This window comes from Archangium sp. (genome assembly GCF_036277355.1).
In the GTDB taxonomy this organism is placed as follows: domain Bacteria; phylum Myxococcota; class Myxococcia; order Myxococcales; family Myxococcaceae; genus Archangium.
In genome coordinates, this window is record NZ_DASUNC010000041.1 from 79,837 (window position 1) to 104,732 (window position 24,896).

Annotated in this window: 22 protein-coding genes; 10 read left to right on the forward strand and 12 right to left on the reverse strand. The window is 68.9% G+C overall.

The window, feature by feature from the left end:
* Positions 1-35 precede the first annotated feature (35 nt).
* Entirely contained in the window at positions 36-968 is a 933-nt protein-coding gene (locus VFZ09_RS10360; RefSeq protein WP_329727356.1) for a LysR family transcriptional regulator, read from the reverse strand.
* 109 nt (positions 969-1,077) lie between these two features.
* On the opposite strand from VFZ09_RS10360, the gene VFZ09_RS10365 reads away from it, so the two are divergent.
* The gene (locus tag VFZ09_RS10365; RefSeq protein ID WP_329727357.1) at positions 1,078-1,779 is read left to right on the forward strand and encodes a type 1 glutamine amidotransferase domain-containing protein; all 702 of its coding nucleotides are present in this window, start codon (positions 1,078-1,080) and stop codon (positions 1,777-1,779) included.
* Between the two features lie 15 nt (positions 1,780-1,794).
* Here VFZ09_RS10365 and VFZ09_RS10370 read toward each other — a convergent pair whose 3' ends face one another.
* From VFZ09_RS10370 to VFZ09_RS10395, 6 genes are all read right to left on the reverse strand, one after another.
* On the reverse strand, positions 1,795-3,183 hold the full coding sequence (locus tag VFZ09_RS10370; RefSeq protein WP_329727358.1) for a sigma-54 dependent transcriptional regulator: 1,389 nt from the start codon (positions 3,181-3,183) through the stop codon (positions 1,795-1,797).
* Positions 3,184-3,217: 34 nt separating this feature from the next.
* Positions 3,218-3,766 carry a hypothetical protein gene (locus VFZ09_RS10375; protein WP_329727359.1) on the reverse strand — a complete coding sequence of 183 codons (549 nt, stop codon included), beginning with the start codon at positions 3,764-3,766 and terminating at the stop codon, positions 3,218-3,220.
* A gap of 239 nt (positions 3,767-4,005) precedes the next feature.
* The gene (locus VFZ09_RS10380) at positions 4,006-4,803 is read right to left on the reverse strand and encodes a hypothetical protein (protein ID WP_329727360.1); all 798 of its coding nucleotides are present in this window, start codon (positions 4,801-4,803) and stop codon (positions 4,006-4,008) included.
* Positions 4,804-4,861: 58 nt separating this feature from the next.
* Positions 4,862-5,605, reverse strand: a complete 744-nt coding sequence (locus VFZ09_RS10385) for a hypothetical protein (protein ID WP_329727361.1) — start codon at positions 5,603-5,605, stop codon at positions 4,862-4,864.
* Positions 5,606-5,610: 5 nt separating this feature from the next.
* Positions 5,611-6,813, reverse strand: coding sequence for a sensor histidine kinase (locus tag VFZ09_RS10390; RefSeq protein WP_329727362.1), 1,203 nt, complete (start codon positions 6,811-6,813; stop codon positions 5,611-5,613).
* The gene (locus VFZ09_RS10395) at positions 6,798-7,277 is read right to left on the reverse strand and encodes an STAS/SEC14 domain-containing protein (protein ID WP_329727363.1); all 480 of its coding nucleotides are present in this window, start codon (positions 7,275-7,277) and stop codon (positions 6,798-6,800) included. The genes VFZ09_RS10390 and VFZ09_RS10395 overlap by 16 nt, the downstream gene beginning before the upstream one ends.
* Positions 7,278-7,434: 157 nt before the next feature.
* Between VFZ09_RS10395 and VFZ09_RS10400 the strand changes: the two genes are divergently transcribed.
* Positions 7,435-8,577: a hypothetical protein gene (locus tag VFZ09_RS10400; RefSeq protein WP_329727380.1), complete on the forward strand. Its 1,143-nt coding sequence runs from the start codon at positions 7,435-7,437 to the stop codon at positions 8,575-8,577.
* A 13-nt stretch (positions 8,578-8,590) separates the two neighbouring features.
* Positions 8,591-10,762 carry a bifunctional alpha,alpha-trehalose-phosphate synthase (UDP-forming)/trehalose-phosphatase gene (locus VFZ09_RS10405; protein WP_329727364.1) on the forward strand — a complete coding sequence of 724 codons (2,172 nt, stop codon included), beginning with the start codon at positions 8,591-8,593 and terminating at the stop codon, positions 10,760-10,762.
* Positions 10,763-10,772: 10 nt separating this feature from the next.
* Here the strand turns inward: VFZ09_RS10405 and VFZ09_RS10410 are convergent, their stop codons facing one another.
* Complete coding sequence (locus VFZ09_RS10410; protein WP_329727365.1) at positions 10,773-11,435, reverse strand: hypothetical protein; 663 nt, start codon at positions 11,433-11,435, stop codon at positions 10,773-10,775.
* A gap of 120 nt (positions 11,436-11,555) precedes the next feature.
* On the reverse strand, positions 11,556-15,245 hold the full coding sequence (locus VFZ09_RS10415) for a DUF3857 domain-containing protein (RefSeq protein ID WP_329727366.1): 3,690 nt from the start codon (positions 15,243-15,245) through the stop codon (positions 11,556-11,558).
* Between the two features lie 406 nt (positions 15,246-15,651).
* Here VFZ09_RS10415 and VFZ09_RS10420 point away from each other — a divergent pair, with 406 nt between their 5' ends.
* The gene (locus VFZ09_RS10420; protein ID WP_329727367.1) at positions 15,652-16,665 is read left to right on the forward strand and encodes a DUF4082 domain-containing protein; all 1,014 of its coding nucleotides are present in this window, start codon (positions 15,652-15,654) and stop codon (positions 16,663-16,665) included.
* A 66-nt stretch (positions 16,666-16,731) separates the two neighbouring features.
* On the opposite strand, the gene VFZ09_RS10425 is transcribed toward VFZ09_RS10420, so the two are convergent.
* Complete coding sequence (locus VFZ09_RS10425) at positions 16,732-17,496, reverse strand: hypothetical protein (RefSeq protein WP_329727368.1); 765 nt, start codon at positions 17,494-17,496, stop codon at positions 16,732-16,734.
* Between the two features lie 137 nt (positions 17,497-17,633).
* On the opposite strand from VFZ09_RS10425, the gene VFZ09_RS10430 reads away from it, so the two are divergent.
* The 5 genes from VFZ09_RS10430 (at position 17,634) to VFZ09_RS10450 (ending at position 21,256) form a co-directional block, all read left to right on the forward strand.
* A complete protein-coding gene (locus VFZ09_RS10430; protein WP_329727369.1) occupies positions 17,634-17,918 on the forward strand; it encodes a hypothetical protein in 285 nt (94 codons plus the stop codon).
* 203 nt (positions 17,919-18,121) lie between these two features.
* Positions 18,122-19,051, forward strand: a complete 930-nt coding sequence (locus VFZ09_RS10435; protein ID WP_329727370.1) for a hypothetical protein — start codon at positions 18,122-18,124, stop codon at positions 19,049-19,051.
* A 3-nt stretch (positions 19,052-19,054) separates the two neighbouring features.
* Positions 19,055-19,516 carry an immunity 26/phosphotriesterase HocA family protein gene (locus VFZ09_RS10440; RefSeq protein ID WP_329727371.1) on the forward strand — a complete coding sequence of 154 codons (462 nt, stop codon included), beginning with the start codon at positions 19,055-19,057 and terminating at the stop codon, positions 19,514-19,516.
* 868 nt (positions 19,517-20,384) lie between these two features.
* Positions 20,385-20,708 (forward strand): hypothetical protein, encoded by a 324-nt coding sequence (locus VFZ09_RS10445; protein ID WP_329727372.1) that lies wholly within the window; start codon positions 20,385-20,387, stop codon positions 20,706-20,708.
* An 86-nt stretch (positions 20,709-20,794) separates the two neighbouring features.
* On the forward strand, positions 20,795-21,256 hold the full coding sequence (locus VFZ09_RS10450) for an immunity 26/phosphotriesterase HocA family protein (RefSeq protein ID WP_329727373.1): 462 nt from the start codon (positions 20,795-20,797) through the stop codon (positions 21,254-21,256).
* Between the two features lie 46 nt (positions 21,257-21,302).
* Here the strand turns inward: VFZ09_RS10450 and VFZ09_RS10455 are convergent, their stop codons facing one another.
* A complete protein-coding gene (locus VFZ09_RS10455) occupies positions 21,303-21,998 on the reverse strand; it encodes a ComF family protein (protein ID WP_329727374.1) in 696 nt (231 codons plus the stop codon).
* 78 nt (positions 21,999-22,076) lie between these two features.
* On the opposite strand from VFZ09_RS10455, the gene pfp reads away from it, so the two are divergent.
* Complete coding sequence (pfp, locus tag VFZ09_RS10460; RefSeq protein ID WP_329727375.1) at positions 22,077-23,432, forward strand: diphosphate--fructose-6-phosphate 1-phosphotransferase; 1,356 nt, start codon at positions 22,077-22,079, stop codon at positions 23,430-23,432.
* Positions 23,433-23,592: 160 nt separating this feature from the next.
* Here pfp and VFZ09_RS10465 read toward each other — a convergent pair whose 3' ends face one another.
* Positions 23,593-24,594, reverse strand: coding sequence for a sensor histidine kinase (locus VFZ09_RS10465; RefSeq protein ID WP_329727376.1), 1,002 nt, complete (start codon positions 24,592-24,594; stop codon positions 23,593-23,595).
* Positions 24,595-24,896: the final 302 nt, after the last annotated feature.

The window sequence follows — 24,896 nt, forward strand, 5'->3', positions numbered from 1 at the left end:
GTCGCGGGGTGATGTGCTGATGACATCGGGCGGTCTCAACCGGGCCTCTGCCGCGCCGCCGGGCTGGCCCCCAGCAGCCAGTCACGCACCGCGAGGAATCGTGCGGTCGGAGCCGAAGCACGCCGCCAGGCCAGCCACAGGGTGGCTCGAGGCTGGCGCAGCGGGCCGTGCCGCCGCTCCGGCCTGAGCGCCAACACCCGCCCGGCGCTCAGGCTGGCTTCCACCAGGTAGTCGGGCAACACCGCGATGCCGCACCCGGCCTCGGCCAGGGCCAGCATCTCATCCAGGTTGGCGATATGGCACACCACGCCCTGGGGCAGCGGGGTGCGCGGCCCGAAGGCGGTACGCCACCAGGGCGCCAGCATGGCCAGGTCCTTGTCGAAGGCGATGTAGCGCTGCGCGGAGAAGTCCGCCACGGTGCGTGGCGTTCCCCGCCCGTCCAGGTAGCGAGGCGAGGCCACCGCGATGAACTCCTCCTGGGCGATGGCGCGTGACTCCAGCGCCACCTCATCGACGGGGGCGCCGATCACCGCCAGGTCCACCTCCCCGGCGAGCAGCCGGCGGACCAGCACCGAGGCCACCTCGAAGCGCACCGAGAGCGTGAACTCCGGGTAGCGGGCGAACAGCGGCGGCAGGCGCGGCCGCAGCCAGACACGGCAGAAGGGCGCCGGGCCACCCAGCCTCACCTCGCCGCGCACCGCCGTCTGCTCGGCCCTCGCTTCCTCGACGGCGGCTTCCACCGCGGGCAGGTGCTCCCGCAGCCGCGCCACCAACACCGCCCCGGCCGTGGTGAGCCGCGCGCGCCGTCCCACCCGCTCGAAGAGCGTCAGCCCCAACTGGCCCTCCAACGCCTTGAGCTGCTGCCCCACCGCCGAGGGTGTCACCCCCAGCCGGGCCGCCGCCGCCGCGTGGGTCCCCGCCCGGCTCACCTCCAGCAACGTCCAGAGCGCCTCGTGATTGACAAGCATGGCTCTACATTATGCGTAGAAACCCGAGCGTTTCTAAACACAGCCCCCGGGCTATTCCTCCGTCCATCGGGTGGCGGGAAGGCCCCGCCCCGCATGAGGAGCCAGGAGCATGGGCGCAATGACCGCGGTGAAGGTGTTGAAGATCCTGTTGATTGTCACCAGCCACGAGCAGATGGGCGCCAGCGGCGAGCGCACCGGCTTCTGGATGGAAGAGCTCGCCGCGCCCTACGCCGAGTTCTCCACGGCGGGAGCGCAGGTGGACATCGCCTCGCCGCTCGGAGGCAAGGCCCCGGCGGATCCGCGCAGCCTCGGGGAGCAGTCGGAGGTGGTGCGCGCCTTCCTGGCGGACCCGGCCGCGGTGAAGAAGATGGAGAACACCCTCGCGCTCGAGCAGGTGAAGGGCACCTATGACGCCTATTTCGTGGTGGGTGGCCACGGCGTCATGTGGGACCTGGCCGCGTATGCGCCGCTGCACAAGATGCTGGGGAAGGAGTGGGATCGGGGCGCGGTGGTGGCGGCGGTCTGCCACGGGCCCGCGGCGCTGGTGGGGGTGAAGGACAAGGCCGGCAAGCCGCTGGTGGCTGGACGGCGGGTGGCCGGCTTCTCCAACGAGGAGGAGGCGGCGGTGAAGCTCGACAAGGTGGTGCCCTTCGCGCTGGAGACGCGGCTGAAGGAGCTGGGTGGCAACTACGAGCGCGGCCCCATGTGGAAGAGCTTCGCGGTGCGTGACGGGCGCCTGGTCACCGGGCAGAACCCCGCCTCGTCCGCGGCCGTGGCCCGCGAGGTGTTGAGCGCCTTGCGCGAGCGCTGAGGCGCCGGCATCCCCTCACGTGGCGGGGATGCCGAGCGCCTTGATGCGGCGGTGGAGGTTGCCCCGGTCCACCTGGAGCAGGCGCGCCGCCCCGGCGATGCTGCCTCCCTCCTCCAGCGCCGCCTTGATGAGCGTGCGCTCGAAGTCGTCCACGTGCTCGCGGTAGCTCTTCTGTCCGAGCACCAGCCGCGCGGGGGCCGCCGCCGTCAGCGCCGCCGCGCCCGTGAGCGACTCGGGCGTCAGCGTGAGCGGTCCCTGGCCTCGCAGCAGGTTCTGCCGCTCGATGTAGTTGCGCAGCTCGCGCACGTTGCCGGGCCAGGGCCAGGCGCGCAGGGCCTCCTCGGCCCCGGGTGCCAGCTCCAGCTTCACGTTCGGCCTGGCCAGCTCCGCCGCGAAGGCGCGCGCCAGCGGGAGGATGTCCTCGGGCCGCTCGCGCAGGGGCGGCAGCGTGAGCGGCAGCACGTTGAGCCGGAAGTAGAGGTCCTGCCGGAAGCGCCCCTCCCGCACCGCCAGCGCCAGGTCCCGGTGTGTGGCCGCCAGGATGCGCACGTTCACCGGAATGGGCATTCCTCCGCCCAGCCGCTCCACCTCCTTCGTCTCCAGCACGCGCAGCAGCTTCGCCTGCAGCTCCAGTGGCATGTCCCCCAGCTCGTCGAGGAACAGCGTGCCGCCGTGCGCCTGCTCGATACGGCCGAGCCGCCGCGCCGTGGCGCCCGAGAAGGCCCCGCGCTCGTGGCCGAACAGCTCGCTCTCCAGCAGGGTGGAGGGGATGGCGGCGCAGTTGACCGCCACCAGCCGTCCCTTGCGTCCGGAGACCAGATGCAGCGCCCGCGCCACGCGCTCCTTGCCCGTGCCCGTCTCGCCCGTAATCAGGATGGCGGTGTCGCTCGGGCCCACCCGGGCGATGAGCGTGCGCAGGGACTCCATGGCCGGGCTGTCCCCCACCAGGTGCCCGGGCCGGGCCAGCTCCTCGCGCAGCCGCTGCTGCTCCTCGCGCAGCTCGCTCAGCGCCAACGCGTTGCGCAGCGCGGTGAGCAACCGCTCGGGCGAGGGCGGCTTCTCCACGAAGTCGGTGGCCCCCAGCTTCAGTGCCTGCACGGCCTCGGCGGGGGAGGCCTCGCCGGAGAGCACCACCACCGGGAGGGGCAGGGGACGAGGCAGCCGCGCGAGCAGCTCCAGGCCCGTCTCTCCGGGCATGCGCAGGTCCAGCACCATCAACGCGGGAGGCTCGCCGGGGGCGTCGAGCAGGCGCACGGCCTCGGCGGTGGAGCGGGCCTCCACGGGGGAGAAGCCCTCGTCGGAGAGCAGGCCCCGCAGGCCCTTGAGGACGCCGGGGTCGTCATCCACCAGGAGGATGCGCGGGCCGGACGTCTGGGGGCGTGGAGCGGTGACAGGCGAATTCACGGGCCCAGCGTAGCGCAAGGGCCCCGGCGCCTGTTCAACGCGGGCTGTCGTCCGCCACCGGCGTCGCCCCGGCGGGCGCGGGTTCACTCACGGTGGGAAGGGCGCGGACCGCCGCCAGGTAGTCGTCTCCCCGCTTCTCCGCGAACAGGTCCAACACCAGCATCAGCGACGCCTGCATCACCAGCCCCACGCCCACCCCGTACAGCACTTCCTTGCGGCGGAACGCATACGCGAGCCCCACCCCCACCAGCACCAGGCCCACCTCCACCCGCTTGTAGAGCTCGAAGTTGCGCATCACGACCTCCATGCGCGGTACCTCCGCCCGCTGGAAGGCCAGGGGGGATGCGGCGAGCTGCTGCGTGAGCGCCGCCACCTGCGCGTCGGTGCGGAAGGCCACCGTGCCGCCCACCACCAGCTGGATGAGGCCCACCGCGATGAGCGGGTACGCCATGCCCCGGTACGTGTGGCCCGTCACCAGCAGCCACACCGCCACGCCCACCGCCACCACCCCCGCGAGCATGAACAGCCAGCTCTCCGCCTTCTCCGCCGCGAAGTAGCCCACCATCTGCTCCTGCATTCCCATGACCCACCCTCTCGTCACGGTGCTCTCTCCGCGACAGTTGATGACCTCGGGTCATTAAATGGATGAGTGAGGGTCAGCAGTCAAGGGGACCGGCCTCGGGGAGTGGAGGGAGGGCCGCGCCCTGTTCCCCAGGAGCGGGTGCGGCATGGGGGCATGTGTTACCGAGCACGCTGGATGAGGGAGAAGTGGGCCTGGGTGAGCGAGCTGGGCTCACGGACTGAGGGGCGGGAAGGATGATGCTAATGCCACCCCAGCTTTCTGTCCCAGGCAGCCAACTGTATGGTCACCGTGTATTTGTAGGCACTGGAGAAATCATCGAAGTCCTTCGAGGGAAGCGTCGAGAGGCGCTCGCGCAGGAAGCCCGGGTCGCTGAGCACCTCGGGGTGCTTGAATTCGGTGTCCGCCGCGACCAGGGGGGGAATCATTCGCAGCAGGGCCTCGATGCAATCCTCTCGGGTCGCGCGAGACATGCGCTCCACGGTCAGGGCCATGTGCTCGCGGACCGAGGCAGGGCCTCCGGGGCACCAGGCCTCCAGGGTCCTGCGGTAGATGTCATCCATGAGCTCTTCCAGCGTGTACTTCTGATCGAATGACCAGAACGCGTAGCGAAGGCCCTGGAGCACCTCCCAGAAGTGGAGCACGGCGGCGAGCCGTTTCGCCATGCGCTCAGCGCTCCGCAAGGGATACGGAGACACGACATGGTCGAGAGCCCCCCAAGGGGTGCTGAGGCAGAAGGACTCGAAGGCATCCCTCATGCGCTGGCGCTCCTCCTTCGGGACTCCCTCATTCAAGTACATGAAGACGTCGCCGAACATATGCATTCGCCAGCGGGGGTCGCCCGTGTCGAAGTCGGCCCCTGAGTGCATGAGTAGCACTTCGCCAGGCGGCACCTGGCGCATCTCCCGGGGCTGGGGAAAGGAACCGGTCTTGAGGTACTCCCGGGCCCACCAGCGGCCCTCGGCACCCACCTTGCGGCGAGTGGTGACCTTGGTGCCGTAGAGCATCGCTGGAAACTCGAGCGCTGGGGCTTGTTCCATGGGCATGGCTTTCGGCCTAACACGGCGGTCAACAGCTCCTCAATCGCCTCCCGCCTGCTCAGCGGCAATCCGCGGGCAGGTAGACCTGACCCTGGAATCCCTTGGGGCGTTCTCCTCCTTCATAAGCAGACCGGATGGCCTGCTCGGCCAATTCGCCGCGCTGTTCTACCTCTTCCCTGGGCAACTCCTCTTCCTTCTGGGCCGCTCGCTCCTTCCAGGAAGCACCGGACTTCTTGCGCCGGTAGCTCCAGCGGTACAGCGTCACTCCGGGTTCTGGCGTGCGCCAGGACAACCTCCAGAGTGCGCCCCCGTTTTCGAATTCGAGGAAGAGCGACCCTTCGAAGCCGGTGCCTCTCGTGAGCTTCTTGTCAGGGTCGACAGCCTCATTCAGAGCCGCCAGGTAGCGCCCCACCTGTTCTCTCCCTTCCTCGCGTGACGCCTCATTGTCCGGTTTGATCTCGAAGAGCACGAGGGCGCGGGTATCGGTGATGTCCGGACGCAAGAGCCTCACGAACTCCGAAAGGCGTTCGGGGTCCCCCAACTTCCCTTGCTCCACGATTTTGTAGAGGTTGATGGTTCCGAGGAAGACGGTGTTGGAGGGATGCTGCAGGCGGTACTCTTTGCCAATGGCGTCATGTGCGGCCTTGCCAAGGAAAGGGCCCCAGGGCTCCTTGGAATCAGGCTTCCGGCCAGGAAGCTTCGAGGCGGGCGGCTCCGCCCAGGCCCCGAGGGCCGCCACGAGCACCACGAGAAAACCCGCCAGCCCCCAGGTGCGCCCCGTCCTGCTTCCACTGCGCCTCATGTCCCTCATGCTCCTTCCGGTGTGTTGTGGTTCTGGGGCAGCTCCACGAGCGCGAGCGTGCCGCCACCGGGCGCGGGCTCCAGGCGCAGGGTGCCGCCGTGCTCGTGGACGATCTTCTGGGCGATGGGCAGTCCCAGGCCGCTGCCCTCGGGCTTGGTGCTGAAGAGGCCCCGGGTGAGGGCGGGGCCCTCGAGCACTTCGTCAATCCCACTGCCTCCGTCACGGATGGAGACGCGCACCGCCGAGGCGAGTGTCTCGATGGCGATGCGCACGGGGGCGGAGCCGGCCGTGGAGGCCTCGGTGGCGTTCTTGACGAGGTTGCCGAAGAGGCGGCGCAGGCCGTCCGGGTCCGCGGAGAGCGAGGGCTCGGGGCCGGGTTGCAACTCCACGGGCACGGGCGAGGTGTCCTGGTAGAGGGCGCACACGTCGGCGAGCAGCGGGCGCAGGGCCACGGGTTGGATGCGCGGCGCGGGCAGGCGGGCGAAGTCGGAGAAGCTCCGCGTCATCCGCATGAGCCGCTCCACCTCCTCCTGCAAGAGGGACACGGACTCGGTGAGGCGCGTGGCGTCCGGAGGCGTGTCTCCGCGCGACAGCCGCGCCAGCGCGAGCTTCATGCCGGTGAGGGGGTTGCGCAGCTCGTGGGCGAGCGCGCGGGCCACGTCCTGCCATGCCGCTATCTGCTCGGCGGCCTTGAGGCGCTCGCGCTGGGCGGCGAGTTCGCGGCCCATGCGGTTGAACTGGACGAGGAGGAATTGCAGCTCGTCGCGGGGCGTCTCGGGGGCGGGGAGCTGGACGGAGAGGTCTCCCCGCGCGTAGGCCCACATGCCGCGGGTGAGGGTGGAGACGGGGCGGGTGAGGGCGCGGCCGAGCAGCACGGCGGCGCCGGTGAGCACGGTGGCCGAGACGAGCAGCAGCACGCCGATGAGCCAGGGTGTGCGGCGCGCGAGCGCACGGCGGGCGAGCTCCGCCTGGGCGAGGTTGAGCCGGGCCTCCTCCAGCACGTCCTGGGAGCGGCCCTCGCGGGCGAGCCCCGCGGACACGTCCTCGAGCACCTGCTCCACGGGCGTCAGCGAGACGGAGAGGAGATCCTCCAGGGCCTGCCGGGCGATGAAGCCGAGCAGCACGAGCGGCACCAGCCCCGTGACGAGCATCACGGCGAGGAGCCGGCGGCGGAAGTTCGCGGGAGGAGGCGTCAGGTCGGAAGGCATCGGCGGGGCGATGTTGACGCCACGCGGGGCCCGCTTCCAGCTTTGGCTTCAGGCGGAGAGAGGCGCAGCCCCTGCTCCTCGAGGCGCGCGCTCGCCCAGCCCATCGCCTCGTGCTCCTGGGCGGTGACGAAGTACGGCACCGGCAGCGGCTTGAAGTGCATGACGGTGCTCACCGACAGCCGCATGACGGGCGAGGTGATGACGAACGCCATCCCGAGCACCACCTCGCGCAGGAGTCCCTCGTGCTCCTGCATCCAGAGGACCTGCCGCTGCCGCTGCTCGGGCGTGGGCAAGCCTCCCCGGGTCAGGTCGGTGACGCTGAGGTACCGCTCCCGCCGCCGCAGGCTGGAGGAGACCGTCTCCAGGTAGTGCTCGTACTGCCGGGGCGTGGGCGTTCCCACGAACCGGACGAGCCGGAGTGGCCAGCGCGAGTCATCGAAGGTGATGGAGGAGTCGGGAAGCATGGCACTCCACGAGGGCCGGGGATTCTGGGCGCGTCGGCAGCTTCCCTGTCCGCCCGGCGAGCAGGTGGGAAAAAAAGAAGCACCTCACGTACCTGTTCAGCAGCGGTCCATTCGACGGCCCTCCATTCGACGTTCGAGGCTGGTACCCTCCGGCGTGATGTCTCGTTTTCTCGCTTCCTCCCAGGCCTGGCTCTTCGGACGAGGCGTGGACCTCTCCGTCTTCGCGGGCAGCGCGCTCGTGTCGGTGGCGCTCGTGCTCGCCGCGCCCGCGCTGGGCGCCGTGGGGGATACGCCGCTGTGGGCGTGGGCGCTGTTCGTCGTCTGTGTCGACGTGGCCCACGTCTGGTCCACGCTCTTCCGCACCTACCTCGATGGGGACGAGCTGCGGAGCCGGCCCGGGCTCTACATCGCCGCCCCGCTCGCCGCGTACCTGTCGGGCGTGTTCGCGTACCTGCTCTCCCCGGGCACCTTCTGGCGGCTCTTCGCGTACACGGCGCTCTTCCACTTCATCCGCCAGCAGTACGGCTGGGTGGCCCTCTATGGCCGCAAGGCCCGTGTCCCGGACACCGAGCGCGTGCTCGATGCCGCCGCCATCTACGCCGCCACCCTGGGCCCCGTGCTCTGGTGGCACGCGAACCTTCCCCGGTCCTTCTGGTGGTTCGTGGAGAACGACTTCGTCTCCGGTCTGCCCGCGTGGGTGGGCACCGGGGCGCTCGCCGTGCAGGGGCTGGTGCTGGCCGCGTGGGCGGGCTTCCAGGGGGCGCGCGTCCTGCGCGGCGAGGGCCTCCAGGTGGGCAAGGTGCTGCTCGTGCTCGCCACCGCGGTGACGTGGTTCGGCGGCATCGTGGTGGCCCGGGATGACTTCGCCTTCACGGTGATGAACGTCGTCCTGCACGGCGTGCCCTACTTCGCGCTGCTCTTCCGGTACACGCGCGGGCGGCTCGCCGAGGGGGGTTATGGCTGGCTGGGGCCCGTGGTGCGCGCGGGCCTGCCCGGCTTCCTGGGGGTGCTGTGCGTGCTCGCCTTCGGGGAGGAGCTGCTCTGGGACACGCTGGTGTGGCACGAGCGTCCGCGCCTCTTCGGCGAGGGCGGCCCGGTGCTGCCCGCGGACGTGCTGGCGCTGGTGGTGCCGCTGCTCGCGCTGCCGCAGGCCACGCACTACGTGCTGGACGCGTTCATCTGGAAGCCGGGCCGGGAGCCCCGGCTGCTCGCGCGGCTCGGGTGGACACGCGGCGGCCAAGGTTCTCCAGGTGGCACGGCCCCCATTTCAGGGGTGGCCATCTCCCGCGTGGCTGAGTAAGGGTCTGGGACGTATGTCCCGACTCCTGCTCGTTTCCAATCGCCTCCCCGTCACCGTGAAGTCGGACAAGGACGGGGTCTCCGTGGTCCGCAGTGCCGGAGGGCTCGCCACGGGCCTGCGCGGCCCGCATGAGCGCTCGGGGGGCGTGTGGATCGGCTGGCCGGGGGATGTCTCGCGCCTCACGCCGCCGCAGCGCGCGTCCGTGGAGGCCCAGCTCGCCGAGCTGCGCTGCGTGCCCATCCACCTGAGCGCCAGCGAGGTCAGCCGCTACTACGAGGGCTACTCCAACCAGGTCCTCTGGCCGCTGTGCCACTACCTCATCGATCGCATTCCCCGGCAGGACCGGGACTGGGACATCTACCGCAAGGTGAACGAGCGCTTCGCCGACCTGGTGGCGAAGCAGTACCAGCCCGGGGACACCATCTGGGTGCACGACTACCAGCTCATGCTGGTGCCGGCCTTCCTGCGCGCGCGGCTGCCCCAGGCGCGCATCGGCTACTTCCACCACATTCCCTTCCCCTCCAGTGAGATCTTCCGCAGCCTGCCGCACCGCGTGGAGCTGGTGCGCGGCCTGCTGGGCGCGGACCTCATCGGCTTCCACACGCACACGTACGTGCGCCACTTCGCCAGCACCCTCATGCGCCTGTTGGGGCTGGAGACGGTGGTGGACCGGGTGGACCACGAGGGGCGCGAGGTGCGGCTGGGCGCCTTCCCCATGGGCATCGACGCGCAGGCCTTCGAGAACCTCGCCAACGACCCGGCGGTGCTCGACGAGGTGCGCGTGCACCGGGAGAAGAGCACGGAGCAGCGGCTGGTGCTGGGCGTGGACCGGCTGGACTACACCAAGGGGATTCCCCGCCGGCTCATGGCGGTGCAGCGGCTGCTGGAGCGCGAGCCCGCCTGGCGTGGCCGGCTGCGCTTCGTCCAGGTGGCCGTCCCCAGCCGCACCGGGGTGGAGGACTACGCCACCTACCGCGAGAAGGTGGACGAGCTGGTGGGACGCATCAACGGCCTGTACGGCAGCGTCCACAACGTCCCGGTGCATTACCTCTACCGCTCCTTCAACGAGAAGCAGCTCGCCGCCCTCTACCGCGCCGCGGACGTGATGCTCGTCACGCCCATCCGCGACGGCATGAACCTGGTGGCCAAGGAGTTCTGCGCCGCGCGCCCGGACGAGGACGGCGTGCTGGTGCTCAGCGAGTTCGCCGGCGCGGCGGACGAGCTGGGGGACGCGCTGATCATCAACCCCTACGACGTGGAGGGCATGGCGGACGCGCTGGAGGCGGCGCTGGAGATGCCGCAGGAGGAGCGGCGCACGCGCATGCGCACCCTGCGCACCCGGGTGAAGGAGTACGACGTGCACTGGTGGGTGCGCTCCTTCCTGGACATGCTCGAGGCCACCCCCCCGGCCCCTCCGCGCGTGGAGCCCGCGGGCGCGGAGGTGGCGCTCGAGCGCATGCGCCGGGCCGGGCGCCTGCTGCTCCTCATCGACTACGACGGCACGCTCGTCCCCTTCGCGCCGAGGCCCGAGCTGGCCGCGCCGGACGTGGCGCTGTTGGACCTGCTGCAGCGGCTCGCTACCCGGCCGGATACCCGGGTGCACATCGTCAGCGGGCGCACCAAGGAGACGCTGGAGGCGTGGCTCGGCGCGCTCCCGGTGGGCCTGCACGCCGAGCACGGCCTCTGGTCCCGCCTGGCGCCGGGCCAGGAGTGGAAGGCCCTGGAGGGCGTGCCCACGGACTGGAAGGCCCTGGTACGGCCGGTGCTCGATGCCTTCGCCGCGCGCGTGCCCGGGGCCCTGGTGGAGGAGAAGTCCGCGTCGCTCGCGTGGCACTACCGGCAGGTGGACCGGGTGTTCGGCGCGAGGCAGGCGCTGGAGCTGCGGCTGCACCTCGGCGAGGTGTTCGCCCACGGCCCCCTGGAGGTGCTGCCCGGCGACAAGGTGGTGGAGGTGCGCGCGCGCGGGGTGAACAAGGGCCGCGTGGTGGGCACCCTCACCGGGGGCATGGCCCCCGGCACGTTGGTGGTGGCCCTCGGCGATGACCGCACGGACGAGGACCTCTTCGCCGCGCTGCCCGAGGGGGCCCTCGCCATCCACGCGGGCGGCAAGAAGACGCGCGCCGGCTACCGGGTGGACGGCCCCACCGAGGTGCGCCAGCTGCTCGCCGCGCTGCTGCCGGGCTGAGGCACCCGGCTCACAGCCGGATGTTCTCGTACTCGAGCAGCGCCGCGAGCCCGTCCTCCATGGCCTCGCGGGCGGCGGCCGTCTGCCGGTAGAGCAGGGCGTGCATCCGCTGGTCCTTCTCGTCGCGGCTCTCACACCCCTTCGAGTAGTCCTCGAAGGCGCGCAGGCCGCTGATGAGCTGGGCGAGGTGGTTGGGGCACTCGCACTTCACCGTGGCCACCAGCTCCATCAACCGGCCGAGCTGCTCGTGGGTGAAGCGCGGCGGCTTGGGCGCGTGGGCCGCGGCCCGGGGCACCTCCTGGCTCCGGGCCTGACGCGCCTCGTCCAGCGCCCGGTGGACGTGGGTGCGCAGCAGGCCGAGCGGCAGGGGCCCCTGGACGAAGCGGATCCGTTGAGAAGTGAGCGCTTGGAGCATGCCATGGTGCGTCAGCCGGTAGCTGACGACGGCGTGCGCGGCGCCGGTGAGGGCGAGCAGCTCGGGCACGAGCCGCTCGGGCACCTTGCCCAGGTCCACGAAGTCCAGCGCGAGCACCTGGGGCCGGAGTGCCGGCACCTCGGCGCGGAACGCCTCCAGCGAGCTCCCCACCCACACCACCTCCAGGTCCCGAATGGCCTGCGGGTTCGCCTGGAGCTGACTGGGGTAGGTGTCTCCCAACAGCGCCAACTTCACCATGTGTGCTGCCCCCTTGTCCCTATGCGGGCCGGCACATGGATGCGCGAGCGGTGAGTGCGTTTCCCGGGGGGGTGCTCAGGCGGCCTTGCCCGGAGCCTCGGCGCTGGACCCCTCTCGTTTCTACCGTTCCGCGGTGGGGGAGGCGGGCCCTCGCAAGGTCACCTTGCGAGCGAAGGACTGGTCCACCCGGCCGAGGAAGGAGCGGAAGGACGGGTAGTCATCCGCCTTCACCCGGGCGGCGGTGAGGGCCACCTCGCCGTCGCACAGCAGCTGGTTGCCCTCCTGCCGGAAGGAGACGCGCACGCGGCCGAAGGGCGTCTCCTCCTGATAGGCCGGGGGCAGCTCGGCCACGCCGTAGCCGGGGGGCAGCGTGTAGCGGAAGGAGAAGTGGTTGACCCAGGGGCCACTCATCACCAGGTCGAAGCGGCGCTCGGCGAGCGAGGCGTAGGACTGGGTATAGGAGCGGCCGGTGCCGAAGGGCAGGAAGCGCAGCTGGCCGGGCAGGGCCTCGGAGAAGCGCGGGATGGTCATCTTGAAGTCCACCTGCACGTCGTCATCCAGGCGGGTGGTGTCGTTGAGCTTCACGTCGTGCACGGTGAGGCCGGGGAAGCTCTGGGCCCAGGAGCGCTCGAAGGTGGACTTGCGCGAGGACACGGCGCGGTAGGCGCGGCGGTACTCGGGCGCCATCTGCCCGCCCACGCGGGTGGCGCCGGTGACGTCGGCGTTGCCGTCCGGGCGCAGCGTCAGGTTCATGGTGAGGCGGGTGGCGTTGTCCTCGGGGCGCGCCTCGGGCGTGGTGGAGAAGGTGGCCTTGCCGCCCGGCTCCACCACCAGCACGTTGGCCACGCGGTCCCCGCTGGGCAGCTCGCGCGCGCCGTGGAACTCGGCGGTGCCGTCCAGGTACAGGTCGAAGCGCGGCACGTAGACGATGGCGTGGTTGAAGGCCGCCAGGCTCGCCGGCTCCTCGCCGATGGAGCCCAGGTTGCGCATGCGCAGCAGCACCAGCCGGCTGTCCACGCCGGCCACCTTCAGCATGGCATGGATGAGGCTCGCCTTGTCCTTGCAGTCGCCGAAGCGCCGCGCCAGCACCCGGTCCACCCGGTACGGCTTGTAGCCGTGGATGCCGAACTCCAGCGCCACGTAGCGCGTGTTCGTCACCACGAAGCTGTAGATGGCCCGCACCACGGCCTGCTGATCCTTGCGGTCCACGCCCTGCAACACGGTGTCCACCGTGCGGCGCAGCTCCTCGTTGGGGGTGAGTTGGTCGCGGACGAGGCCCCACCAGTAGCGGCCCACCTCGTCCCAGGTGCGGTAGGTGGAGACGTGGAGGTTGGCGGCCACCTCGGCCCAGCCGGGCATGCCGGGCTCGGGCACCACCTTGGAGACGTGCTTCGCGCTCCAGCGGTAGAGGACGCTGCCGCCCTCCACGTCCTCGCGCGCGTGCGCCACGCCGGGCAGCTTCTTCTCGTTCCAGTAGAGGGGCCGCTCCTTGGGCATCTCCACGAGGAACTGGTACTGCACCTTCGGGTAGACGCCCTGCACGCTCTCCACGTCGCCCCAGTAGTCGGACAGGAGGTTGTCCTGGGCGGTGTCGTCCACGCGGTACTGGAGCTCCAGCACGTCGCCCACGGCGAGCGCGGGGAAGGAGAGCACCTTGGCGCGGGCGTCGTAGTACATGCCCGTCCAGGGCTCGTTGATGTTGCGGTCGCTCTCGCCGTAGCTGTCCACCACGGAGCCGTCCGGCTTGGTGATGCGGGCGCGCAGAATCCGCACCTCCTGCCGGTCCGGCGAGTAGGTGACGGGGTAGGAGCGGAAGGCGTCCACGCCACGGGTGTTGAGCACCTTCACGGCGAACTGGTGGAGCCGGCCGGACAGGCCGCTCTTCTGCACGCGCACGTAGGTGTTGTCCACCAGGTACACGGCGTCCTCGGTGGCGTAGGCGTCGGCGTCCTTCACCAGGCCCTTGAAGTCGGCGAGGTAGCGGGCGCCGGTGCTGGCGGACTCCCCCTTGAGGGTGCGCACGGCCTCCTTGAGGGCGGGGTTCTGCGGACGCAGCGCCAGCGAGCGCTCGAAGGAGGCGAGGGCCTCCTCGCGGCGGCCGGCGGACAGCAGGGCCCGGCCCTCGCGCTCGTACACCTCGGGCTCGTCCGGGGAGAGGGCGCGGGCCTCGGCGAAGTGAGCGGTGGCCGCGTCGAGCTGGCCGTTGGCGGCACGCAGCTCCGCCAGCTTCAGGCGGGAGGCGTTGTCGAAGGGGTCGAGGATGAGGATCTGCGCGAGCTCGCGCGCGGCGGCCTCCACCTGGCCCAGGTCCGCGAGCTGCGAGGCGAGCTGGGCGCGGCTGTAGCGGTCGTCATGGCGCAGGGCGAGGGCCACGCGCAGCCGGGCGATGGAGTCCTGGGGCCGGTCCAGCATGCGGGCGGCGGCGGCGGCGGAGCGCACCACGCGGGGGATGCGGGGCAGGCGCTGGAGCGTCTCCTCCACCATCACGTGCGCGCGGGCGGACTCGCCGAGCGTCTCGTAGGCGCGCGCCAGCGTGAGGCGGGCGGGGGCCGAGTCGGGGGAGAGCTCCACCACGGGCTTGAGCAGCTCGAGGACGCGCTCGGGGTGGCCGCGCTCCAGCTCGAACTCAGCGAGCGCCACGCGGGCCAGGGTGGAGGTGGGGTCGGCGCGCAGGGCGGCCTCGAGGAAGCCGCGGCGCAGGTTGAGGTCATCGCGGTGGGTGCTGGCGGCCAGCAGCTGCAGGCGCACGTCCTGGGGCGCCTCGCGGGCGGCGCGGTCGGCCTCCACGGTGGCGGTGTGCTCGCGCTCGTCGAAGGCGCGGAAGAAGTCGAGCACCGTGGCGTACTCGCCGCGCAGCCGGGCATCCGCGGGGGCCCTGGCCACCAGCGCCTCGAGGGCGGAGGTGACGGTGGGCAGCGGCTGGGGCGCGGCGGAGGGGCCCTTGGTGAGGGCGGGGAGGGTGGAGGGGAGGGTGACGCGCAGGCGGGGAGTCGGGTCGCGGCGCAGGAAGAAGCCGAGCGGGCCGGACTCCTGGCACACCTTGAGGAGGACGCGGTTGAGGCCCTTGCGCAGGCGCACGGAGACGCGCGCCTGGTCCGGGCGGGGCGCGTTGTAGGTGTCGCCGCTGGAGACCTTCTCGCCATTCACCCAGAGGCGGAAGGCGCCGGAGGTGCCCACGCCGAGCGCCACGCGGGTCTCGGCGGGGACCTCCAGCCAGGTGAGGGCATAGGCCACGGCCTCGCGGTTGGGACGCACGGCGGAGGCCAGGTCGACATAGCCCTCGGTGGGGCTGACGGCGAGCCGGCGCCAGGAGACCTGACGTCCCTTGGCGCCGGGGTAGGTGGCGGAGAGGTCCAGGGTGGCGGCCTCGGGGCCGAAGTCGGTGTCGCAGCCGGACTTGCCCTCGTTGTCGAAGCCGCCGACGACGTAGTAGTCGCCGATGAAGCCGAGGGAGGAGTCGTGGATTTCGGAGGCGCGGTTGAGCCGGCCGCGCGAGCGCTCCAGGTCCATGAAGAGGAACCAGGCGGTGGCGCGGGTGCCGGGGTCGGTGTCCCGGCGGGTGGCCACCTCGGCATAGGTCTTCACGAGGGGGGTGAGATCCTCGAGGTCCTCGCGGAGGGCGTGGAGCCGGATGAGCTGGGCGGCGCCGCGAGGGGAGGAGGCGAGCTGGAGGGCTTCCTCGGCCTGCTCACGGGCGGCGGTGACGCTGGACTCGGAGGCGGCCCGGGTGAGGAGCGGGCAGGCGAACGCGAGCAGCGCGACGAGCCAGGTGGTGCGCGAGAGCACGGCGAGCGGTGGGGTACGGGACATCCGTGTTCCTCGTCCGTCGAAAAGGGTGCCGGGGGTGAGAGTCGGCGCGGGTGAACAGCCGGGCATCGGAGAGCCTTCCCCTGCATGCGACGTCATGGGCGGACAAGCAACTGAAATGTCGGCCGCCGGGCGAGGGAGGAGCCTCATCCGTTGGCCGGTGACGGATTCCCCCTCCCTCTGCGTGCGGTGCGTGGCCTCGGGCGCGAACCTGGTCTGTCGCTCCCCGACGCATCCACGGACTGACTGCTTCACGGAAAAGTGACATTCCTTTGTTACTGGGATTAACAGGAGAAACATGCTAGGGGGTGGACGGCCTTTTCAGGCCCCTGTTCTGGGCCGCGCCACCTTTCGTGCGGGAGGGCGGCCCCGGTTCGAAACCCTTGCACGCGTACAAGACGAGGCATCCATGAAGCGCTTTTTCACGGCGTGCGCGCCGCTCATGCTGACGGCTCTGCTGTCCGCCACACCCGCGCTGGCCCAGAGCCCGGCCCTGGACCAGGCCAACGAGCCGTACAGCCTGTACTCGGTGCAGCTGTACACGGGAGCGGTGCCCGGCGGGCAGACCTTCACCGCGGGTAAGAACGGGTACCTGACCCGGGCCTCGGTGTACGTGCAGAAGCAGTGTCTGCCGAACTGCCCGGACATGCTGGTGCAGCTGCGCTCGACCTCGGGGGCCGTGCTGGCCAGTGGCACGGTGAGCCAGTCCGTGATTCCCACGGGCAGCTACAACTGGATCGACGTCGACTTCAGCGCTCCCGTGCTGGTGGCCGCCGGGACGCAGTACGCCCTGGTGGTGCAGAACGCCCAGCCGTACTACTCGGGTGGCTATGACTGGCGCTACGAGGCCAACTCCTCGGTGGACTCCTATCCGGGGGGCATGCTGTTCCAGGTCGGCTACAACTCCCACCCGGCCTACGATCTCTACTTCCGCACGTATGTCGTTGCCGCCGAGGTCCTGGACCAGGCCAACGAGCCGTACAGCCTGTACTCGGCGCAGCTCTACACGGGGGCGGTGCCCGGTGGGCAGACCTTCACCGCGGGCCAGAACGGGTACATGAAGCGCGCCTCGGTGTACGTGCAGAAGCAGTGCCTGCCGGACTGCCCGGACATGCTGGTGCAGCTGCGCTCGACCTCGGGGGCGGTGCTGGCCAGTGGCACGGTGAGCCAGGCCCAGATTCCCTCGGGCAGCTACAACTGGATCGACGTCACCTTCAGCGCTCCCGTGGCCGTGGCCGCCGGGACGCAGTACGCCCTGGTGGTGCAGAACGTCCAGCCGTACTTCTCGGGTGGCTATGACTGGCGCTTCGAGCTCGACTCCGCGGTGGACTCCTACGCGGGGGGCATGCTGTTCCAGGTGGGCTACAACTCCCACCCGGCCTACGATCTCTACTTCCGCACGTACGTGAGCTCCTTCCCCTGAGCTTGGGGAGGAAGCGGACTGTCATCCGAACCCACTCGTGGACTGGCTTCCACGAGTGGTGTTTGCTCACGGAGAGAGGGATTGAGGCGGGCGTGGCGCCTTCATGATCGGGATGTAGCACTTGCCCTGGTACTCGGCGTGATCCTCATCGCACGGCGGACGGCGTGCGATCTCTATCCAGCAGCCGCCGTTGATCGCGACATGGTCCGCCTTGGTTCGGCAGGGGGGCCTGACCTGGTTCGAGAAGGGCTTGTCGGGAAGGGGATAGGCGATACCCGTCCGGCCCTGTACTTCTCCGTCGATCAGGAATGAGGACGAAATCCCGGCGTCCGCCAGCTCAGCGAGGCCAGGAGTTGAAGGCTGCTGAGTGGAAGGGCCAGGACGGGTCCCCATGCCCCACCAGAAGCCACCCACCAGCACGAGCACGGCGAGTCCCGCGGCCACCAGTCCCCTGAGCCAAGGACGCCCTACCCGATGATCCATCGGGGCGCCAGTCAGGTGTGCGCGCATCCTGGCGTTGCTTCCCACGGCCTCGAGTGCCGCGAGAAGCAGGGTGAACAAGTTGGCCAGTTCCGCCAATCGGCCTGTTGATGGTGCCCGCTCCACCTCCAGGGCGATGTAGGGCGGCGTGCTCTGGAAGGAGGCGCGCACCTGCCAGTTCTTCCTGGGTCCCCAGGAGGGCCGAGGCCCGGGCATCATCACCAGGGCAGGCGCTCCCGTCTGGACGTTGCGCGCCTCGTGGATGTGGCCCAGTTCCGCCGACGCGTGCTTGTACCGTTTGCCGAGTTGGAACGGGCCCAGCCGCTCACCCTTCTTCTTCGTGACTGTCATGTGCTGTCCTCTATCGCTCCTGCCTGCTCGATTCATACCACGGCGGGAGTCTCTTCCGCAGGGAGAACTCACGAGGTCATGGGTCCGTCCCGGTCCAGCCGTTTGACGGAGCTCGGGACCAGTGGTCTGTTCGCCGGATGCATTTCATCGAATCTCCGTCGAGGCTTGCCCGTTTCCTCTGGGGATTGGGAATCCTCAACCTGCTCGTCATCATCCTCATCAACCTGAACGCGGACAGCGTTCCGGCCTCGCAGGGGCCGCAGGGGGAGTTGGGTTATCTGGTCAAGGCGCAGAGGCGCGCGCCCGCTCGCTACATGCGGCCCCACACCGGGTGGTTCATCGACCATGGCTTCTGGCTCGTGATTGGCCCCTTCTTCCTCGCCTTCGCGGCTCACGGCATTCACGTGCGGTCCTCTCGGTGACCCTGGTGACGACCCTCACCCCCCGCCCTCTCCCAGGGGGAGGGATCATGCGCGGGGCTGTACTGCTCTGCATGTTTCTCGTGGGGTGTAGCGGCGCGGCCCGAAGCGTCCGTCACGCCACGGGTCCGCAAGAGCGCTGCGTTCATGTCCCGCGCCGTTTCGTTGCGTCGGGGAGACTGAATGAAGCGTTTCATGCAGCTGGCGTGGACATGGTGCCTGTGGCGGCAACGCTGGGGGCTGCTTCGCCAGCGGCGCCGTTGACCCCACCCTCGTCACCGCTGTTGGAGGGGCTCTCTGGCGAGGGCCTGGGTAATGGCATCCCACGCGGCGTGCTCCGGCTGGTGCCAGAAGGCGGCACGGCCGCGGGAGAAGCAGGGGCCGGTGGTGCGGCGGGAGAGCTCGTCGTCACTGGAGGCGCCGTTGTCGCGGCAGCCGGTAGTGTGCTCTTGCTCTGTTTTACCTTCGAGGCGGCCGTGGATGGATCGGAGACACCGATCGACATCGCGGATGAGTTCTACGGCACGCACTTCGGCGATGTGTCCGGGTGGGTCCAAGGTCGATACACATCCCATGCGCCCAACGGCGCAGGTGCAGGGGGGTCCAGTGACCAAACGGGGCCGACGTACGCCCCGCTCTCTCCTCCCGGCGTATCTCCAGAATCAGAACCCGGCAAGGACACCAGGAAAAGGCGGGGGCGCATCTATGTGACCTACAGGAAGCTCAACAAGAACACCCACCGCTACTACCTGGGGCGAACCAGCATGGTTGTCGATCTCTCCAGGCCCCTCGAAGAACAGGCAGCTCTGGCCGTTATTTTTCGAGACATGAGCCATCACATCGACGAGACCGATGAACCCAATGGGGCTGTGTTCGGTTTCGCGAGGGTTGATCAATTCGATATAGGGACTGCCATTGACTATGGCCGAAGATATGACGACGCCGCATACTGGCGGATTCGAGGAAGGGAGCAGCAGTTGATTGATTCCTATGGGGGCGCCCAATCCGACACGGGAATGCCCTATCGTACCGAGAACATCGTACGTGGTGTGGCGAAAGACAATCCGTGGGGCAGGCGGTTTCATGACGCGGCCACGGAGCGCTGGGGTCAACTTCATTCTTATACGGGGCATTAGGAAATGAAGAAGGTGCGCATACATAGACCGGGGACCTTTCTGAGAATTCCCCTTGCCGACGGGACTTTCGGTTACGGGAGGGCGCTTACACGGGTGTTTGACGCTTTCTACGCATACAGGACCGAAAGCCCTGACTCGGACCTCGACCGGATCGCATCCAAGCCAATCCTTTTCAAGATTGCTGTCCGCCATCTGGAGCCGGGCTCGTGGGAAGTCATTGGACGCAGAAAGCTCGAGGAGCCCCTGACTCAACCCATTGTTCAATTCAGGCAGGACGTGGGGAACTTCCGTCGCTGCGAGATCTTCGACACCGTCGGCAATTCGAGAAGTGCTGAGCCCCAGGAGTGTGTTGGGCTCGAGGCGATGGCTGTTTGGGAACAGCACGGTGTCGAGGACCGCCTGCTCGATACCTTCATGGGGAGGCCCAATGACTCAGTGGCGCACCTGAAGGTACGCCTGCAATAGGAAGTCGAGGCTTGATACCCGGTCTTGGGAAGATGCCAGGCGAGATCTCATAGAGAAAAGGCGCGGGCGGCACGGACGGTGGCCCCCGTGGTGAGCACGTCGTCCAGAAGGAGGAACTCCCGGCCCGCCACTGTGGGAGACTCGGAGAAGGTCCCGGAAACGTCGCCAGGAGGCGCTGCATGTCACGCGGGTGGGCCGTGCTGCTCTGCATGTTTCTCGTGGGGTGTAGCGGCGCTGCCCAGAGCGTCCGTCACGCCACGGGTCCGCAAGAGCGCTGCGTTCATGTCCCGCGCCGTTTCGTTGCGTCGGGGACACTGAATGAATCGTTTCATGCGGCTCGCGCTGGCGTGGAAGTGGTGCCTGTGGTGGCAACGCTGGGGGCGGCTTCGCCAGCGGTGCCGTTGACCGCACCCTCGTCACTTCCATTGGAGGGGCTCTCTGGCGAGGGGCTTGGTGATGGCATCCCACGCGGCGTGCTGCGGCTCGTACCAGAAGGCGGCACGGCCGCGGGAGAAGCAGGGGCCGGTGGTGCGGCGGGAGAGCTCGTTGTCACTGGAGGCGCGGTTGTCGCGGCAGCCGGTAGTGTGCTCTTGCTCTGCTTTACCTTCGAGGCGGCCGTGGAGGGATCGGAGACCCCGATCGACATCGCGGACGAGTTCTACGGCACGCACTTCGGCGATGTGTCCGGGTGGGTCCAAGGTCGATACCCATCCCATGCACCCAACGGCGCAGGAGCGGGGGGTCCAGTGCCCAAATGGGACCGATCTACGCCCCGCTCGCTCCTCCCGGCGCATCTCCAGAATCAGAACCCGGCGAGGACACCAGGAAAAGGCGGGGGCGCATCTATGTGACCTACAGGAAGCTCAACATGAACACCCACCGCTACTACCTGGGGCGAACCAGCATGGTCGTTGATCTCACCAAGCCCCTCGACTTTCAGGCGTATCGGGCCGTTGCTTTTCGAGATATGAACCATCACGTTGATGAGAACGACGAGCCGAAGGGTGCTGTGTTCAAGGAAGCGGAGGTTGATGAGTACGATGTCGGGGCTGCCATTGAATATGGCGAAAGATATGCCGACGCTGCGTATTGGCGGATCCGCGGAAGAGAGCAGCAGTTGATTGACTTTCATGGGGGGCCCAGTCAGATACTGGCAAGCCCTATCGAACCGAGAACGTCGTGCGCGATGTAGCGAAAGACAATCCGTTGGGCAGGCGCTTTCACGGAGCAGCCACGGAATTCTGGGGTCAACTTCATCCTTACACAGGATATTAGGAAATGACGAAAACAGTCATGCCTGGACCGGGGTCCTTTCTGAGAATTCCCCTGGCTGACGGTTCCTTTGGTTATGGGAGGGTACTTGAGCTGCCGATTGATGCTTTCTACGAATACAGGACTCAGAGTCCTGACGCAGACCTTGACCGGATCGCATCCAAGCCAATCCTCTTCAAGATTGCTGTCCGCCATTTGGAGCCGAGTTCGTGGGAGGTTATCGGGTGGAAAGAGATTGAGGAGTTTCTGGCTCAACCGATCGTCCAATTCAGACAGGACGTGGGGAACTTCCGTCGCTGCACGATCTTCGACAACGCCGGCAATTCGAGAAGTGCCGAGCCCCAGGAGTGTGTCGGGCTCGAGCGAATGGCTGTTTGGGAACAGCACGCTGTCCAGGAACGCCTGCTCGACACCTTCATGGGGCGGCCCAATGACTCAGTGGAGCGCCTGAAAGTGCGCCTGCAATAGGAAGCCGAGGCTGCTGCCCGGTCTTGGGAAGATGAGGGGTGAGGTCTCATAGAGAAAAGGCCCGGGCGAGGGTGATGACCTCGACACGGGTGGCCCCGGCCTCCCGGAGCGCGCTGGCGGCGGCGCGGACGGTGGCCCCGGTGGTGAGCACGTCATCCAGCAGGAGGAACTCCCGTCCCGCCACCGAGGGCGGCGCGGTGAAGGCCCCGTCCACGTTCTGGGCGCGCTCGGCCTCGGAGAGCCCCACCTGCCGCCGCGTCTCCCGGGCCCGGTTGAGCAGTCCCACGGGCGCTTCTCGGCCCGTGATTCGCGCCAGCTCCCCCGCCACCAGTTGCGTCTGGTCGTACTTCCGCTCGCGGTAGCGCTGATCGTGCAGCGGCAACGCGACGAGCACGGCGGGCGCCTGCTCGAGGAACTGGCGGCACTCGGTGGCGAGCAGCTCCGCGAGGGCGGGGGCGAGCTCCGGGTGGTCCTCGTACTTGAAGCGGTGGATGGCGCGGGCGACGGGGCCCTCGTGGGCGAAGGGGGCCGAGGCGCGGGTGAAGGGCGGCGGCGACAGGTGGCAGCGCGGGCACGTGTCGCGGGGGAACTGCCCGGGCTCGGCGCAGGTGCGGCAGCGCGAGGGCGGGAGCCGCTCCACGGCGAGGTCACACGTCTCGCAGAAGGCCGCGCGCACGGGCATCACCTTCGCGCAGGCGATGCACGCGGGCGGGTAGAGCAGCTCGAGGAGCGAGGAGAGCACGGGCCGGGAGTTAATACGGATGAACGAGGGCGGGGAAGGTGTCTGGACCTGAGACGGGTCTTCGGTTTGGATGGCCTCATGAAGAAGCTCGCCATCGTCGTCGCCGGAGGACCTGCTCCGGGCATCAACAGCGTGATTGGAGCGGCCACCATCCGCGCCCGTCTCTCGGGTGTCGAGGTCATCGGCCTCCAGGATGGTTTCAAGTGGATCTCCGAGGGGGACCTCTCCCACGTCGTTCCCCTCACCATCGAGGACACCAGCCGCATCCACTTCCGCGGCGGCTCGTACATCGGCATCTCCCGCGCCAACCCCACCCGCTCCCCCGAGCACTTCCAGCGCACGCTCGACGGGCTCGAGAAGCTCGGCGTGGGCATGCTCATCACCATCGGGGGGGATGGCACCGCCACGCTCGCGCAGATCATCTCGGAGAAGACCCGCGGGCGCATCCGCGTGGTCCACGTCCCCAAGACGATCGACAACGACATCGACCTGCCCGACGACACCAGCACCTTCGGTTTCCAGACCGCGCGCCACGTGGGCGTGGAGATCGTGAAGAACCTGATGGTGGACGCGAAGACGACCCACCGCTGGTACTTCGTCGTGGCCCAGGGCCGCAAGGCGGGGCACCTCGCCCTGTCCATCGGCAAGGCCGTGGGCGCGACCAACACCATCATCCCCGAGGAGTTCCAGAAGGGCTGTCCCGTCGCGTTCAACACCGTGGTGGACATCCTCGCGGGCTCCGTCATCAAGCGGCTGGGCTATGGCCGTCAGGATGGCATCGTCCTCCTGGCCGAGGGCCTCGCCGATTGCATCGACCCCGAGGATCTCGCCCGGCACACGGACATCCCCCGGGACCACATGGGCAACGTCCACGTGGCGGAGATCAACCTGGGCGAGGTGCTCGAGAAGGCGGTGAAGGAGCGGCTCGCCGGCCTGGGCATCAAGGCCACGCTCATCACCAAGTACATCGGCTATGAGGTGCGCTGCGCGGACCCCATTCCCTTCGACATGGAGTACACGCGAGACCTCGGCTACTGCGCGGCCCGCTACATCATCGAGGGGGGCACCGAGGCGGTGGTGTCCATGATCGACGGACGGTTCCGGCCCATCTCCTTCCAGCAGATGAAGGACCCGGCCACGGGGCGGCCCCGGGTGCGGTTGGTGGACGTGGACTCGGACCGATACAAGATCGCCCGGAGCTTCATGCTGCGGCTCAAGCGGCAGGACTTCGACAAGCCGGAGGAGCTGGCCCGGTTCGCCGCGGCCGCCCGGCTCACGCCGGAGGCCTTCCGCGAGCAGTTCTACCACCTGGTGAAGGACGAGCCCCAGGTGGCCGTCGATGTGGAGTTGGGCCTCACCACCAAGGTGGTGGATGCCGCCAAGGCGGTGGATGCCGCCAAGGCGGGAGAGCCGGTGGGTGGCTCGACGCGGTAGGGCCGGGGTCCAGGCCAACGGGGCGCCCTCCGGTCGCGCGGCGTGCCGACTGGTCCGACCATCGGACCAGTTGCTCCCCATCGCGGCCGGAACCTCCCCCCTGACAGGGCTGACTCCTCCTGGCCTTGCCCGAGCCCCGTGCACGCTCGGGGCGTGGGGGTCAGGCGGCGCGGGAGGTGATTTCCTCCTGGGCGGACGTCTCCTGCTCCGCGCAAGCCTCGTACAGGGGGAGGTTCACGCTGAAGGTGGTGCCCCGGCCCACCTCGCTGCGCACGGAGATTTCTCCGCCCAGCGCGGTGATGATGCCGTGGCACACCGAGAGTCCCAGACCCGTACCCACGCCCACCGGCTTGGTGGTGAAGAACGGGTGGAAGATGCGCTCCAGGTTCTCCGGTGGGATGCCGCAGCCCGTGTCGCTCACCTCGACGACGACATGGCGGGGGCCGCCCATGCGGGTGGAGATGCGGATCTCATTGCGCGCCGCCTGTCCCGGCGGGATGGCGTGGGCCGCGTTGATGAGCAGGTTGAGGAACACCTGGCACAGGCGCGCCTTGTGTCCGGAGACAGGTGGCACCGCCACCAGCTCCTCCACCAGGCTCGCCCGGTCCCGCAGCTCGTACGCCGCCACCTTCACCGCGCTGCGGAGGCTGGCTACGGCATCCACCGGGCCGCGCTCCATGTCGTTGGGATGGGAGAGGACCTTGAGATCCCTCACGATGAGGCTGACGCGCTCGGCGCCGTCGCGCGCATCGGCGATGGCCTCGATCATCTCCTGCTTCTCCTCCGGCGTGGGGGCGCCCTCGGTGCGGAGCAGCTGCTGCTGCACGTAGTCGAGGTTGCCGACGATGAACGCGAGCGGGTTGTTGATCTCATGTCCCAGGCCCGCCGCGAGCTGGCCGATGGTGGCCAGCCGGTCCGCGAAGAGCAGCTGCGCCTGCGTGGCCTGGAGCTGCTTCAGGCTCTCCTGGAGCCGGGCATTGGTCAGCTCCAGCTCGCAGGTGCGCTGGCGTACCGTTTCCTCCAGCAGGGCGTTGTAGTGGCGCATCTCGTGCTCGGAGAGCTCGGCCTCGGCCTTCAGGAGCCGGTTGCGGATGGCCTCCGCGCGCTCCCTGCGGCTCTCGAGCACCGTGAACGACCCTCCCATGCCTTGCGCCTTCATCATGCGGACCTCGCGAACGGGACAGCCGTGCTCATTGCGAGGCGCATGCCACCGTGTCTTCCAGGAAGGCGGGCGGGGAGGCCCGGGGTGTGGGTGTGGCGTTTCGCACCAGGGGAGGACACGAGAGGGTGTGGCCTTCTGGGTGGGTGCGGCGATCCGCCACACCCTAGTGGACTGTCCGACAAGTTTTTCAACATAGTCAGGACAGGTGCCGGTCCACCCACGAGTGCATCTTGGCGCGAGTCCAGGACCAGGTGAAGGGGTGGGCGTAGAGGCGGTTGTACTCGGGCCAGCTGGCGTCGAGG

Bases quoted from the DNA above. Each gene is read 5' to 3' on its own strand.
- VFZ09_RS10410 (WP_329727365.1), bottom strand. From the start codon at position 11,435: ATGGTGAAGTTGGCGCTGTTGGGAGACACCTACCCCAGTCAGCTCCAG.
- VFZ09_RS10425 (WP_329727368.1), bottom strand. From the start codon at position 17,496: ATGACAGTCACGAAGAAGAAGGGTGAGCGGCTGGGCCCGTTCCAACTC.
- VFZ09_RS10445 (WP_329727372.1), top strand. From the start codon at position 20,385: ATGAACACCCACCGCTACTACCTGGGGCGAACCAGCATGGTCGTTGAT.
- VFZ09_RS10415 (WP_329727366.1), bottom strand. From the start codon at position 15,245: ATGTCCCGTACCCCACCGCTCGCCGTGCTCTCGCGCACCACCTGGCTC.
- VFZ09_RS10450 (WP_329727373.1), top strand. From the start codon at position 20,795: ATGACGAAAACAGTCATGCCTGGACCGGGGTCCTTTCTGAGAATTCCC.
- VFZ09_RS10405 (WP_329727364.1), top strand. From the start codon at position 8,591: ATGTCCCGACTCCTGCTCGTTTCCAATCGCCTCCCCGTCACCGTGAAG.
- VFZ09_RS10385 (WP_329727361.1), bottom strand. From the start codon at position 5,605: ATGAGGCGCAGTGGAAGCAGGACGGGGCGCACCTGGGGGCTGGCGGGT.
- VFZ09_RS10430 (WP_329727369.1), top strand. From the start codon at position 17,634: ATGCATTTCATCGAATCTCCGTCGAGGCTTGCCCGTTTCCTCTGGGGA.
- pfp (WP_329727375.1), top strand. From the start codon at position 22,077: ATGAAGAAGCTCGCCATCGTCGTCGCCGGAGGACCTGCTCCGGGCATC.
- VFZ09_RS10395 (WP_329727363.1), bottom strand. From the start codon at position 7,277: ATGCTTCCCGACTCCTCCATCACCTTCGATGACTCGCGCTGGCCACTC.
- VFZ09_RS10465 (WP_329727376.1), bottom strand. From the start codon at position 24,594: ATGATGAAGGCGCAAGGCATGGGAGGGTCGTTCACGGTGCTCGAGAGC.
- VFZ09_RS10365 (WP_329727357.1), top strand. From the start codon at position 1,078: ATGGGCGCAATGACCGCGGTGAAGGTGTTGAAGATCCTGTTGATTGTC.
- VFZ09_RS10390 (WP_329727362.1), bottom strand. From the start codon at position 6,813: ATGCCTTCCGACCTGACGCCTCCTCCCGCGAACTTCCGCCGCCGGCTC.
- VFZ09_RS10420 (WP_329727367.1), top strand. From the start codon at position 15,652: ATGAAGCGCTTTTTCACGGCGTGCGCGCCGCTCATGCTGACGGCTCTG.
- VFZ09_RS10400 (WP_329727380.1), top strand. From the start codon at position 7,435: ATGTCTCGTTTTCTCGCTTCCTCCCAGGCCTGGCTCTTCGGACGAGGC.
- VFZ09_RS10360 (WP_329727356.1), bottom strand. From the start codon at position 968: ATGCTTGTCAATCACGAGGCGCTCTGGACGTTGCTGGAGGTGAGCCGG.
- VFZ09_RS10440 (WP_329727371.1), top strand. From the start codon at position 19,055: ATGAAGAAGGTGCGCATACATAGACCGGGGACCTTTCTGAGAATTCCC.
- VFZ09_RS10380 (WP_329727360.1), bottom strand. From the start codon at position 4,803: ATGGAACAAGCCCCAGCGCTCGAGTTTCCAGCGATGCTCTACGGCACC.
- VFZ09_RS10375 (WP_329727359.1), bottom strand. From the start codon at position 3,766: ATGGGAATGCAGGAGCAGATGGTGGGCTACTTCGCGGCGGAGAAGGCG.